A 13,963-nucleotide genomic window follows, 5' to 3' on the forward strand; every position below is an offset into this window, starting at 1 on the left:
TTTCTAATGGGAATCTCTTCCAAAAAATTCGAGTAATACGTTCTACTCCCCCTCAACAAGTTCAAATTCGATCACTGTATCGATTTCATCTGGTAACGTATCATACCACGGTAAGTTTAAGAAAGCATCATTAGGAAATTTTGATACATTCCATGGGCGTTCCATATTCAATAGTGTCCCATCGGCTACTAATTTTGCGGATCGTAGTTTTCCTTCTAATCCTACCAGTGGCAATGGTCCTACTCCCCGTTCATAAATATGGGCATATAATTTAGCAGGTTGTCCATTTTGTGCTTCTTTGAATGTATAGCGTCCCCATTCTGGTTTGGGAAAGGGGGCAGCACCACAGCCGTAGATACTCTCTCCATTTTTTTCTAGCCATTCCCCTATCCCGTTCAACCGTTCCTGCGCTTTCTGAGGAAATTTCCCTTTGGCATCAGGGCCCACGTTTAGCAATAGATTCCCATTTTTACTGACCGAATCTACCAACGCATGAATCAGAGTGCGTAAACGTTTATAACCAAATGGGGTATTTGTATAGCCCCAGCTTTCATTCATTGTTAGACAGGCTTCCCAAGGGACAAGTTCTCCTTTTTCATTCATCATGCCTGTTGGTGGAATGAGTTGTTCAGGAGAGGTGAAATCTCCCGCATATATTTCTGGTTCAGCTACTAGCATCCCGCCATTTGAACCTAGCCGATTATTATAGATGAGATTGGGTTGCAATTCGTGCATCAACTTTACTAGTTCGGTTGCACGCCAAGTTTCACCTTTCATATTGGGCAATCCCGAATCTTTCGGATTGTTGTAGGAAAAATCATACCACATCATATCGATTTCTCCATAATTAGACAATAACTCATGAATTTGGCCATGCATGTAATCTAAATAGCGATCTAGGTCTCGCTTAGTTTCCTTTGCTTTTTCTTCAACTGCGGTATTTCGTGGATGTTGCAGATCCCCATAGTGAGGAAAATCATCATGATGCCAATCAATGAGAGAATAATAAAAACCAATTTTAATCCCTTGTTCTCGAAAGGCCTCCACAAATTCCCTCACCAAATCACGATCAATCGTTTGCTTTGTCGTATAATGAGTCAATTGGCTGTCGAATAAACAGAAACCATCATGATGTTTCGTTGTGAGAACCGCATATTTTACACCTGCTGCTTTTGCGAAGGCTGCCCATTCCTCCATACAATTTTCCTTTGGTTGGAAATGATCGATATAAGTTTGATACTGTTCATTGGTCAACTTTTGATAAGCTTTCAGCCATTCACTTTTCCCATTGACTGCATAAGCGCCGAAATGTACAAATAAACCAAAGCGAGCCTGTTGAAATTCGTTGATATTCATTTGTTTAGCTCCTTATGAAATGATAACTATCCTACTGTTGGTCACTATCTTCTATTTTTAATCTAACCGAGAATACTCGTGACTTTAGCTATGAGCGGTTCAAACGTAGCCCCACCGCTGGGCAATTTTCAGTTGCCACAGTCACTATTCCTTCATTTATTTTTATTGCAGTCCCAGACAAGTTCTCTACACGTTTAAAAGAATCGTCTATTTTTAAGGAAACTGTTTCTTTCCCTTTGGTTAGAGTAAATCCATAAATCGTGTTCCCTTTAGCTGTAAAATACCACTCTGGTGCAGATAACTGATTGGTTGGCCGTGTACCATAGATTCCTTCGCCATAGGTATTTAGCCATTTCCCAAGCTCTTTCATTAATATCAATGCTTCTTCTGGCAACTGACCATCTGGTTTTGGTCCCACGCCAAAGATGATATTACCTCCTAATGCTACGACTTGAAGTAAATATTGTAAGATTTCGTCAAAAGATTTATAGGTGTCGTTAGGGACATACCCCCAATTATTGGCCAAGGGGATGTTACTTTCCCAGACTTTCGTTGGAGGAACTTCAGGTACTTTCCGTTCAGGAGTCACATAATTTTCATGTTTGCCACCAATCGTTCGGTCAACGATCAACATATCTGGTTTGATCTTCCGTAATTTTTGTACGATTTTATCCATCGAAAGCTTTTCATTTCGACTATTGACCCAACCAGCATCAAGCCATAAAATATCGATTGGGCCATAATCGCTACAGATTTCAACAAGTTGATTTTCCACAAATCTATCAAACTTCCCCCACATTTCTGGATCACTTAGCGGATCATAGCTAGCATATCGACCTTTCGCTTCTTGCCCAGGTACCCAATAATAAGGACAATGCCAATCTGCCTTAGAGTAGTAGGCTCCTGTTGCGATATTTTCTGCACGAAATGCTTCAGTGACATGTTTAAAAATATCCGCTTTCTGATGATCATGAAACTTGCTTTTCGAAGCAGTGATTTTATAATCACTATACTTGGTATCATACATATTGAAGCCGTCATGGTGTTTCGTGGTGAAGATCATGTATTTAAAGCCAGTAGCTTTCGCTTGTTTCGCCCATTCTTCTGGATTGAAGTTTACAGGATCAAATACTTGATTTAGCGCCCAATAATCCTTTCTTAGCGTATCAAGATCTTTACGCCAACTTTTCCCTCTTGCCCATTCATCTTCTTTTGACAATTGCCATGATTCGACGATCCCTGCTTCTGCGTATAGTCCCCAGTGAAAGATGACCCCGATTTTTTGGTCTTGAAACCATTTCAATTTCTCTTCAACTTGAAAAGGAATTTCCCCATATGATTCTCTTTCTGCCGTATCATTTTCTTCCACATCTTCTCTTATGTTTGTTGTCATTTTTACACCTATCTTTTCTCCTTGAATATTTCTTTGCCTTATTCCTGTCCTTTTTCTAATTCAGTGACAAACTTTGGTAATAAAATTGCCAGATCTGCCATGATTTCAGTTGTCGTTTTGGCTGCAAAATCATCACACCAGACACTCATGAAAGTTCCTTTTACTTGTTTCATTTCCTCTTCTGTCAAAAACTGATTTCCTGAAAATTTATTGTATTTGAAATGCTCTAATGTAGGATAGGTATATCCAGCTTTTTCTCCCAAAACATAGTACAAGTCATTGTCATCAAAATTGATGATGTTATAACCTTTTTTCAGCCAAAATCGTATTGAAGCCATGTTTTTATCCCAGTTAGTCCAGTAACAAACTTCGACATCTTTTGTTAATTCTACTATGCTCACATGATCCTTACGGAAAAAGCCATCATTCCAAATACGACAAGTAATTCCTTGTTCTTTCATCAAGCTAGTCAATTCATTCACGTAAGAGACATAGAATTCTAATCCAGTTGCTTTTTGTCCAAAAATTTCTTTGGATCGTTGAATCAGCGATGGATACAGTTCGATCGTTTGAAAATCAATAAATTCATCTCCACCAATATGCCATGTAGAACACCCTGAAAAAACAGCAATAAATTCTCGGTAAATATTTTTGATGAAGGCAACGGCTTCTGGATTACTAACATCTAATGCATCTTTTGCTGGTTGTTCATTTCCTTTTTCATCTATGTACTTTAAAATAAATTCGGGATGCTCTTTCAATACCACTCCTAAGTGTCCTGGACTATCAATATCAGGAATAATCGTAATGTTTTGTTCTTTCGCAAATGCTAAAAAATCAAGCATTTCTTCTTTTATATAACATTCTTTACTCGTAATCTCAGGATACATTTCACTTTTTAGACGAAATCCTGAAGAATCACTCAAATGTAATTGAAGATGTGTCAACTTCTCTTTTTTCAACAAAAGGATCAGTTTTCTCAAATCTTCTAAAGACCAGAATTTTCTACCTACATCAATCATCAGTCCTTTTTCCAACCTCTTTGCTCCTTTTTCACTGAAGATCGAACTAAAAATTTACTGAACCTAATCCACTATTCTAGCCAATCGCTCAATCTTTTCTAGTCCGGTCTTCCTTATTGTATAGTTTAAGTATTCTTCCAATTGTCGTAAGCTTCTTGATACACCTCGATGAATTTGTCCACACCGATTTGTTTCAATGTTCCTACATATTTTTCCCAAGATGCATCCGTTAATTCTTCTTTACCTGTGATCCATTTTGCTTCTTGGCCTTCCACATAGGTATAAAGGTCAGTTTGCATCGTTGATCCTAATTGATCTTGTTGTTCTTTTGACATGTAAAGAGTCGGCCACCCCACTTTTTCATAAGAGGCAACTTTTTCAGCCAATTCACCATCTAACCACACAGCAAAAGCTTTTGGTTCTACTTTTTCATTTTTTTCATTGATGAGGACGACGTTTTCAGCACCGATTTTTGGCACGACTAAACCATAATCAGGTGTCACTTTGGCACGAGCATCTTCGGTATTTGCTCGATCCACCTCCTCATTATAGACTTTGACTTCGTCACCATTGGCATTTTTATCATAATGCCAAAATCCGCCTTCTTCCTTATCTGGTCCAATTTTCAAAAACTGAGCTCCTTCATTTGAATAGAAATAATCGACCCAACGAATGGCTGCCTCTGGACTTTTTGCTTTATTAGTTATTGCAAATGCACCTGTTGAAACGCCATCATTCGTACTTAAAAAAGCTTCAGGACTATATTCAGAACTCAATGGGTAAGCCATCGGATCTTCAAGTGCTCCCGTATTTTCGTCCTTTCCTGAGGTGAAGTAGCTGAACCAGTCAGTGTAGGCACCTAATTGATTCGCTAACCCTTTTGCTTTTTTTTGATCATCTGATTGAGAAAAGACTTCTTGATCTAATAGCTTTTCTTTATATAATTTATGCATGAATTCGATATAATGACGATAGTTTTCATCAATCGCTCCATAAATCACTTTGCCTTGTTCATTGACTTGTTGCTCTTGTGAATAAAGACCGAAAGCATTCAAGAACCAAGGACGAAGTGAATCTAATTTGGCTGAAGATAAAGGGATTTCATCCGCTTTGCCATTCCCATTTGGATCTTCGTCACGGAATTTCACTAACATTTCATAAAATTCAGTAATCGTTTTTGGTTCTTTTAATCCTAATTTTTCCAGCCATTTTCCGTTATACCAAATCGTTCCCCGAGTCAATTCGGGTTTCTTTGCGAATTCTTCATCTTGGATATTATATTTCCCACTTAATGAAGGGAGCGAGTAGATATGTCCATCTGGCGCAGTGATCGATTTTCTGATATTCGGATAAGCTTCTAAAATTGCTTTCAAATTAGGAGCATAGCCATCATCGATATAGGATTCTAAAGGAATCAAAGTTGTCCCACCATATTGGATCTCTACAGCTTTAGATAAAGCTCCTCCTGTTCCTGCACCATAGATCACATCTGGAATATCACCTGAGGCAAAAGCTAAATTTAGTTTTGCAGATAAATCGGATGAAGGTGGTGTAGTATATGTAAATGAAATCCCCGTCTTCTTTGCGTATGTATTTAATGCCGCCATGTCCTCATATGCTCCTAATCCATTAGAAGGGGCAAACATGGTTAACTCTAACGATTCCTTTACAATAGGAAAACCAGATTTTTCGACTTTTACCTCTTCTTTCGTTGTATCAGACCCACCTTTTCCTCCACAAGCACTTAACATGCCTAGACTCAAAATCACCAATGCAGTCACTTTCATGAATCTTGTTTTTTTCATCTTTTATAAACTCCTTTCTTTTTTGATACTGCTTATCCCTTCAATGACCCTACTAATACACCTTTGACAAAATAACGTTGTAAAAAAGGATAAATGATAATAATTGGCAATGTGGAAACAATCATTACGCCATACTTGATAATCGCTGCCAGTTCTGTTTTTCTATTTAAAGCTTCTTGGACCTCTGAACTTGATGCGATCGTATTGGAGGATAAATCCTGCAAAATGAGTAATTCACGAATAATCATCTGCAAAGGAAATTTGTCCCGATCTGATAAATAAATCAAGGCATCATAAAAACCATTCCAACGACCCACACCAACAAATAAAGCAATAACTGCAATAATAGGCGCTGATAATGGCAAAACGATTTGGAAGAAGATACGAAATTCACTACAACCGTCGACGATAGCTGATTCTTCTATCTCTCGTGGGATATTTGATTGAAAAAAAGAACGTGTGACTACAATATTATAGACACTCGTTGCGCTCGGAAGGATCAATGCCCACATCGTGTTTAAGATCCCTAAATCACGAACCAGTAAATACGAAGGAATCATCCCTCCTGAGACAAACATCGTCACCATCATGAATTTCACAAAGATATTCTTTCCATAAAGTTCAGGTCGAGATAATGCATAAGCACAAGGAATCGTCACAATCAAATTGATCACAACGGAAAGAATGGTGTAAAGGATCGTATTTTGATAGCCCCGCCAAATATCAGTATTCGCTAAAATCTTTTGATAGCCTTCCAAGGTAAATCCTTTAGGAAACAACCACATTGCCCCAGTAATGACCATCTTGGGTTCGCTGAAAGAGGCGCTAATTATATAGATAAGTGGATAAAGAACGATCAAAGTCGCTACAATGACAAAAAGATAGTTAAAACTAACAAATATTCGGTCACCTTTAGTCATTTTTACAGTTTTTGTATTCATCTTCACGAATCACTCCTTTCTACCATAGTGAATTTTCGCTGAATTTTTTTGTCATTTGGTTTACTGTGATCAAGATAATCGAATTGATGACTGATTGGAATACACCTACTGCACTGGCAAAAGAATATTGTCCATTCAATAAACCTGCACGATAGACAAACGTAGCGATCACATCACTTGCTGATTGATTCAATGGGTTTTGCATCAAAATGATTTTTTCAAAACCAACATTTAACAAGCCTCCCATATTCATGATCAATAGAATAATGATCGTGGGCGTAATAGTTGGCAGATTAATATACCATGCACGCTGCAAACGACTCGCTCCATCAATCAATGCCGCTTCATGTAATTGTGTATCGACACCTGCTAAAGCCGCCATATATATGACGGAAGACCACCCCGTTGTTTGCCAAACATTGGTTAAGACATATAAAGTTTTAAACCATTGAGGGCTCTCCATAAATGCAATCCTCTCCCCGCCAAAAAAAGCAATGATATTATTGATCAAACCTGAGGAAGGATTTAAAAAAGCAACGATCATCCCAACAATCACGACCATTGAGATAAAATTTGGCGCATATGTAACAGTTTGGGCAAATTTCTTTCCAAAAGCATCTTTCATCTCATTTAAAGATAAAGCTAAGATGATTGGTAATGGAAACCCAACGATCAAAGAATACACACTGATACCTAGCGTGTTTTTAAGTAAGTCCCAGAAATAATAAGAATCAAAAAATTGTTGAAAATATTTCCATCCTACCCAAGGAGATCCCAAAATCCCCAATGCTGGAGAATAATCTTTCCACGCAATGATGACACCATACATCGGCTGATAACTAAAAACCAAGAAAAATACCAAAGCCGGCAGGATGAATAAGTATAACTGTGAGCTATTTTTGAGTTTTTTAATAGAAACTCTCGTTGATTTCTTTTTCTTTCTTTTCTTTATAGGTGGTTCTGATAATATAGCTGGTTGTGACAAAATAATTCCTCCTTCCAATCTACCTCTCCTTAAAGAAAGCGTTATCAATGTTGATATCTCCAGTTTATCAAATGAACTAAAAAAAGAAATACGTGATTTTTCATTGAAGAACCTTGATAAACCGCTCTTTATAACTAATTTTTAAAATATGACACATCTCATCAAAATAATTTCCAAGCTTTTTTATTTTCTGCCCTAAACAAAAAAGCTAGGTAAAAATCTGATCAACCATTCAATAGTTGATCAGATTCTTTTCCATCTCTTGTTACTCCAAAAATTGGGTATGAATCATGGTTGTCATCTCAATCAACCACTCTCCATTGATTTTTACAAACGTCACATTACTTGTAGCAATATGATCTTTGTATTTGTCTGTGGATTTATCCAATTTGACCGATTTTACCCTTGCTTCCGCTAATAAATGTTCGCCGTCATGTTTCAATAGTTTAAATGACTGTAATGTATTCTTTACTGTGTATTCATCAAAAAAATTTTCCAGTTCTTTTTGTGTATTTTTTCTTGCTTTAGGAATCAGTAGCGCGACATACTTTTCGCTATTTTCTTCATTTGAAGCTTCTAAGCTTTCTTCAAATAATGCTTGCACTGCTTGAACATCTTCATTCATCGTTTTCTGCTCATCTGGCTCGTTGTTTTCACCATTCAGGATGGCATCTGCTGCTTTACTAGAATCAATCACAAGGCCAACAACTCCAATCACACAAATGAGAAGAGCCACTATCAAAAGAATTTTTTTCATGGAAGTTTTCCTCCTAATCGACTAAATTTCCCAGGTGGGACTCCCACACTTTGGCGAAATTTTCGAGTAAAATTAGATAAATCTGTGTACCCCACTTGTTCCACAATCTCTTTGATAGACAAGTCAGTCGTCAATAACAACTCTTTGGCCTTTTCAATACGCAGATTTTGTACATATTTACTAAATCCATTGCCAGTTTCTGCTTTCACCATTTGGCTCATTTTTGATAAAGAAACATCAAATTGAGTGGATAGTTTTTCTAAAGAAAACTGTGGATCAGCAAAATGGGTATGAATGATGTGTAATATTTCTTGTTCCAATGCTGCCTTCTTTTCTCTCGCATTTTCTTGATAAGCATCCATCATTTTATTTGCTATCTTAACAAATTGATTATGTAAATCACTAAAGTCCAGGATCAACGCTTTCTCTGGAAGTTCAATTTGATTTTCTTGAGCATTCATCAATAGCCCATTTAAAATATAATAATAATAACTTTCTGAGACATTTTTGCGTTTTCCTTGTTCCAATAAATAGTTAATTGTCTGAAGTGCCAGATCATGTGCAGCAAAACGAATGGCTGAAAGAAGAGTGAACATTTCCTTTTCTGGAAAAACTGTTTCACTACTATTTCTTTTTTCATAAGATTTCTTTTTTGTTTGTGCGCTTATATAAGATAGATGAACGTTTAGAATATTTTCTACACAATCTCCAAAATAGCACTCAACCTTCGCCTGACTAATTCCTTCTAGATAATCTAAGAAATCTTTTTGGATCTTTTTCTCTAACATTTCGTCAAATTGCAAGACAAAAGCAAACATCCCTTGATGGATCAATTCAATGGCATCAATCTGATATCCACTACGTTTGATAGGTAAATCAAACGTCAATACTGATTTGATTTTTAAATTTTGCTGTGGTTCAGTACAAAAAGTTTCTGAATGGATTGCTACGATATACTTAATATTTCCCTGATAGGTACGGCCGATGTCTTCCAGTCCTTCTTTGACTTGGGTAAGTGTCTTTTTTACACCTGTTAATAGTTGCTCCCAAAACAAGGAAGTTTTCATTTGACGGAGATGCCATTCATCTTGAATCAAGGCTGTATTTTGGCTCACCATCAAATTTCCGATAGATTCAAAAAGATCCTCATCCTGGGCAGATTCCTGAACAATTTGTTGATATAGTTTATCTAATTTAGCAATGGGCTTATAGGCTTTATAACTGATGTAAAACACAGTGATGAATCCCATTACCAAAAACAAGATCAACAGACCCACCACAGTACAAAGAATGGGCACTACCATATCTAGAATATAGCTTTTAGCAGTCACAGAATACATCGTCAAACCTAACGTCTTGTCTTTTTTTTGAGTAATCAAAAAATCCGTTGCCCCTGTTTGCATTTTTTTACTAGTCGGCATTTGTTGGATTTTTTTATTTTCACTAGTTACAAATAACTGTTGATTCTCAAAAAAAACTATTGTATCTTGATACATGCCTTGGCTATCTTTGACAAGATGTGCAAATTCATTTTTGGGGATCACGTAGATTACCCGCCCTATACGATTACTGTTCACGTTGAAAGGTGCAAAATAAAAAATAAAATTTTTCGAAGGTAAGAAACTTGGTTTATTACTGTCCAAATTTGCCATAAAATTAGAAGGATTAATGTGCTCCTCTTTGTAACGAAGGGAGAATAGTAAGGATAAATCATTAGTTCCTGTTGTTGAATAGATCTTTTCTTGCTTATCATAATAAAGATAGATATTTTCAACAAATTGGCTTAACACAGCATATTGTTTTAGTTCTATCTCTACTTCATTTAATTGTTCGTCTTTTGGATAATTCAAGTACTGCATCACAGGATTCATAGACATATCAAACGCCATCGTATTCAACAGGGAAAACTTTTCATAAATGGCAAGGTGGACTGATTCTAACGAACGTTCATTTTGTCTTGTTATCTCTTTTCGCTCATTTTGAACTATGACATACGTGATACTGATTGAAAGGACGACAAAGGGAACAAGGAAACAATAAAGATAAGGGGAAATATGGGTTGGGCGAATATTTTTATTCAAGATGTTGATTAATTTCTGCATCGTTCTCTCCTTTCTTTACCGAAGATACACGATCATTGATTTTTCTCCAACTTAATCATTGCTTGGTAACTAAACCAAGCAACAGGCAAAAGAAATAATGGGATTGGCATAATGATGAAAAATGGCAGTAAGATCAAAAGAATAAGCACCAGCCCTATACCTAATATCATCGCAATCGTGTTAGTGATATTACTTAGTACTAAAAAAAAGGCTTGCTTAAAGCTATTGATCACTGTTAACTCGTATCTTGCCAAACAAGGAAAAAGATAGAGGAAACTCACAGCAACCACAGCAAATAGAACAAGTAACGGATAATGAAGATAATGATCTTGAATCAATTGAGCAGATATATGTAAATCGAGAAAAAAAATAATAAAAATAAGTAGTGCAAGGTACCCGACTTGATTCGCTTGTTTTAGATAAGCCTTTGTCTCCTTCAAAAAATTTTGTCGAGTCAGATCATTGATTCCTTCAGATTGTTGAAATACTTGATGTAATTTCTCAATCACAACCGTTGTTGCCGGAAAAATCCCAGCAACGACGAAATATCTGAACGTTGCGATCAACCAAAATAATTGTAGTTTAAAAATAAACAGTAACCGTTCTCCTAATTTGATACTTTTTAATGTTAAATTATCCATTTTCCCCTCCGTTTTTTATTCGTTGATTACAGACCTTTCTACGCATAATTTAGCGGATTCTCGTGTAAATGTACATATGTAATCTTTTATATTGTATGTATTTTTTTATCGCTAATTGAAGAGAAGTGTATGCCTAGGAATAAATCTTTGCACCTAAAAATAGCTTAGAATCAAATTGGAAGTTCGTTCTTTAAAACAAAATAGTTTTTCCAAAACAGACACAGACGCAACTTTCATGCACATGAAAGTTGACTATATGCGTAATGGACACCTAAAACCAGGATCTAACTTACAAATTGCGAAAGAAAATCAGTACGTCTTAGCTTATGATCTTTTCTCAAATCCAACAGATACAAAAAGATTGAATCCTTTCTTAGTCCGTTTTTTAGATCAACATAAAGAACTGTCGGAATATATTGTAGCAGATGCTGACTATGGCAGTGAAGAAAATGATAGGTATATCACTGATTTTCTGCACAACCTCTTAATCATCTATAACCGCTATTACAAAGAAGGCCAAAAGAAGTACGAGAGTAATCCATTTAGCGGTGAAAAATGACTCTATCTTGAAGAACAAGATGAATCTATCTGTCCGACTAAAAGACAGCCTTTAAAAGGAACAGCAGAAGAAATGACAAAGGCGGATTTATACGTGATTTTAAAGTATATGGATGTGAAAATTGTCTAGACTGTTCTGTTCGTAGCTAATGTACAAAAGCCAAAAGTGATTGGCTACGACAAATTTCAGTGAGTAACACGTGACGCTATTTCAAAGCAGAATATAAAAAGAAGCCTTTAGAGGAAAAACAGGTTCGGTTGATTGGAAACGAAAAGACCGATGTCGAAACAGTGTTTGGTCATCTAAAGACTCAATTGGCGTTCCATCGTTTCCATTTACGTGGAAAACAAGGAGTGAAGAGCGACGTTGGCTTGGTTCTTATGGCTCTAAATTCGAGAAAATCAGGGAAAGAAATATATGGAAAGAAAAGTGTATGTAATAGAAAAAACGAGTGTGACTTTGACAATATCTATCAAAGTCACACTCATTTTCATTTTGAAACAGGACTATTGTCCCACCCCTTCTACTTATGGAACTGCAGAGAAATTCATGTTTAGGTTGTATTGCACTTTCTGTCTCTTAGGAAGTAAGGAAGAGTTAATTTCTCCTTCTAAAGAAAGCGAAGTGCTACTTGGAACGGCACCACCGCCAATATCTGGCCCTAAGAGTGTCAATTTAACAGGCGAAGCACCAGATTGTAATTCTAATAAGTTAACCGTATCATCTGCAGCAGACTCACTGTACTGATGTGAGCGCAGTGAGAATATTTTGAACGCATCTTTCAACACAGACTCTGAGTTCCCACTTGTCTCTGTATTGGCATAATCAACATTGAAATCTGATAGACTGATTTCTACTCCTGAATTTGATGCATAGTTTTTGATCAAATAAGTATCCTTTGATTCGAGGGCATCATTGCCATTCACTTGGCCAAAAATCATTTCATCGGGCACTTCAACATCGATAAGATCCGCATACGTAGACTGCCAAACATAAGTATCCGCATGTTGAGCTCCGTCGTAGTTCGCCATGAACTCTGAAGAGGTCCAAATGTTTGAGCCCTGCGGCGCAGCAACTGTACCTGAGCCAACATTTTGCCATTTGCCAGTGTAGGACATATCAGATGGAACATCTGAAAGGCCTGTGCCAGCAACTTGAGTTTTAGCCCCTAGCCTCAGTTCTTTCAAAGATGTTAAACCACTCAACATCTGGGTCCTATAAAAATCAGTAGTTTTACTCATATCCCAGTGAGAAAGATCAAGACTTTCTAAACTTGAAGCGCCCTGGAACATATGAGACGTAACACCGACATTACTCGTATCCCAAGCGGACACATCAATACTCGTTAATTGTGAGGCATCACGGAACATAGCAGCCATACTAGTGACATTACTCGTATCCCAAGAAGAGACATCAACACTCGTTAATTGTGAGGTTCCACTGAACATATAAAACATACTAGTGGCATTACTGGTATCCAACTTATTCGCATTCTCAATAACTGTCAGATTAGACAGATTATAAAACATATTCTCCAAGGAAGTGTTGGGTGCGACATCCACATCTCCACTAAAGACGATTTTCTTCACATCGACCTTCGTTACCGATGCCCAATCTGAAGCATTGCTTACTGTACCTCCTGTTAAGGTGAGGATAGCTGATGCAGCGTCATAGTTATAAGTAACATCACCAAAGATTAATGCTTTAGATTGCCAAACATAAGTATCCGCATGTTGAGTCCCATCGTAGTTCGTCATGAACTCTGAAGAGGTCCAAATGTTTGAGCCCTTAGGCGCATCAACCGTACCTGAGCCAACATTTTGCCATTTACCGCTGTAGGTTTCATTAGATGGAACAGCCGGAAGACTGGTACTATCAATTTGAGTTTTAGATCCTAACTTCAGTTCTTTAAGAGCTGTCAAGCCCTTAAGCATATCAGTCCTAGTGGTTACTTTACTCATGTCCCAGAAAGAGAGATCAAGATGCGTTAATTTTATGGCGCCTTGGAACATATATCGCATATCAGTGACATCACTGGTATCCCAAGAAGAAACATCGACACTCGCTAAGTTTAAATCTTCATAGAATATACCCCTCATATTAGTAGCATTACTTGTATTCAACTTGTCCGCATTCTCAATAACAGTGAGATTGGTCATACTAGCAAAGAGATCCTGTAAGGATGTGTTGGGTGCAACATCCACATCTCCACTAAAGACGATTTTCTTCACATCAGCCTTCGTTACCGATGCCCAATCTGAAGCATTGCTTACTGTACCTCCTGTTAAGGTGAGGACAGCTGATGTAGCATTATAATCATAACTGACACCACCAAAGATTAATGCTTTAGATTGCCAAACATAAGTATCCGCATGTTGAGTCCCGTCGTAGTTCGCCATGAA

10 protein-coding genes and 1 pseudogene are annotated in these 13,963 nt (G+C 37.1%); 1 reads left to right on the plus strand and 10 read right to left on the minus strand.

The window, feature by feature from the left end:
- Positions 1-42: 42 nt before the first annotated feature.
- The 9 genes from A5844_RS08665 to A5844_RS08705 all read right to left on the minus strand — a co-directional run bounded on the left by A5844_RS08665 (position 43) and on the right by A5844_RS08705 (position 11,002).
- The gene (locus A5844_RS08665; protein ID WP_086284801.1) at positions 43-1,356 is read right to left on the minus strand and encodes an alpha-L-fucosidase; all 1,314 of its coding nucleotides are present in this window, start codon (positions 1,354-1,356) and stop codon (positions 43-45) included.
- An 88-nt stretch (positions 1,357-1,444) separates the two neighbouring features.
- Entirely contained in the window at positions 1,445-2,749 is a 1,305-nt protein-coding gene (locus tag A5844_RS08670; RefSeq protein ID WP_086284802.1) for an alpha-L-fucosidase, read from the minus strand.
- A gap of 38 nt (positions 2,750-2,787) precedes the next feature.
- Entirely contained in the window at positions 2,788-3,786 is a 999-nt protein-coding gene (locus A5844_RS08675) for a family 20 glycosylhydrolase (protein WP_086284803.1), read from the minus strand.
- 110 nt (positions 3,787-3,896) lie between these two features.
- Entirely contained in the window at positions 3,897-5,576 is a 1,680-nt protein-coding gene (locus A5844_RS08680) for an extracellular solute-binding protein (protein WP_244610819.1), read from the minus strand.
- Between the two features lie 32 nt (positions 5,577-5,608).
- Entirely contained in the window at positions 5,609-6,517 is a 909-nt protein-coding gene (locus tag A5844_RS08685) for a carbohydrate ABC transporter permease (RefSeq protein ID WP_086284804.1), read from the minus strand.
- A gap of 19 nt (positions 6,518-6,536) precedes the next feature.
- Positions 6,537-7,487, minus strand: a complete 951-nt coding sequence (locus tag A5844_RS08690; protein ID WP_086285249.1) for an ABC transporter permease — start codon at positions 7,485-7,487, stop codon at positions 6,537-6,539.
- 280 nt (positions 7,488-7,767) lie between these two features.
- A complete protein-coding gene (locus A5844_RS08695; RefSeq protein ID WP_086284805.1) occupies positions 7,768-8,259 on the minus strand; it encodes a hypothetical protein in 492 nt (163 codons plus the stop codon).
- On the minus strand, positions 8,256-10,361 hold the full coding sequence (locus A5844_RS08700; protein WP_086284806.1) for a helix-turn-helix domain-containing protein: 2,106 nt from the start codon (positions 10,359-10,361) through the stop codon (positions 8,256-8,258). Before A5844_RS08700 ends, A5844_RS08695 begins: the two co-directional genes overlap by 4 nt.
- 32 nt (positions 10,362-10,393) lie before the next feature.
- Positions 10,394-11,002 carry a DUF624 domain-containing protein gene (locus A5844_RS08705; protein ID WP_086284807.1) on the minus strand — a complete coding sequence of 203 codons (609 nt, stop codon included), beginning with the start codon at positions 11,000-11,002 and terminating at the stop codon, positions 10,394-10,396.
- Between the two features lie 193 nt (positions 11,003-11,195).
- Here A5844_RS08705 and A5844_RS14640 point away from each other — a divergent pair.
- Positions 11,196-12,080 (plus strand): annotated as a pseudogene (locus A5844_RS14640) (transposase); the annotation flags it as partial.
- A gap of 8 nt (positions 12,081-12,088) precedes the next feature.
- Here A5844_RS14640 and A5844_RS08720 read toward each other — a convergent pair.
- On the minus strand, positions 12,089-13,963 hold a 1,875-nt coding region (locus A5844_RS08720), incomplete at its 5' end, for a BspA family leucine-rich repeat surface protein (protein WP_179190576.1).

It is taken from the genome of Candidatus Enterococcus wittei (assembly GCF_002140175.1).
GTDB lineage: Bacteria > Bacillota > Bacilli > Lactobacillales > Enterococcaceae > Enterococcus_B > Enterococcus_B wittei.

Bases quoted from the DNA above. Each gene is read 5' to 3' on its own strand.
- A5844_RS08665 (WP_086284801.1), bottom strand. From the start codon at position 1,356: ATGAATATCAACGAATTTCAACAGGCTCGCTTTGGTTTATTTGTACAT.
- A5844_RS08670 (WP_086284802.1), bottom strand. From the start codon at position 2,749: ATGACAACAAACATAAGAGAAGATGTGGAAGAAAATGATACGGCAGAA.
- A5844_RS08680 (WP_244610819.1), bottom strand. From the start codon at position 5,576: ATGAAAAAAACAAGATTCATGAAAGTGACTGCATTGGTGATTTTGAGT.
- A5844_RS08685 (WP_086284804.1), bottom strand. From the start codon at position 6,517: ATGAATACAAAAACTGTAAAAATGACTAAAGGTGACCGAATATTTGTT.
- A5844_RS08695 (WP_086284805.1), bottom strand. From the start codon at position 8,259: ATGAAAAAAATTCTTTTGATAGTGGCTCTTCTCATTTGTGTGATTGGA.
- A5844_RS08700 (WP_086284806.1), bottom strand. From the start codon at position 10,361: ATGCAGAAATTAATCAACATCTTGAATAAAAATATTCGCCCAACCCAT.
- A5844_RS08705 (WP_086284807.1), bottom strand. From the start codon at position 11,002: ATGGATAATTTAACATTAAAAAGTATCAAATTAGGAGAACGGTTACTG.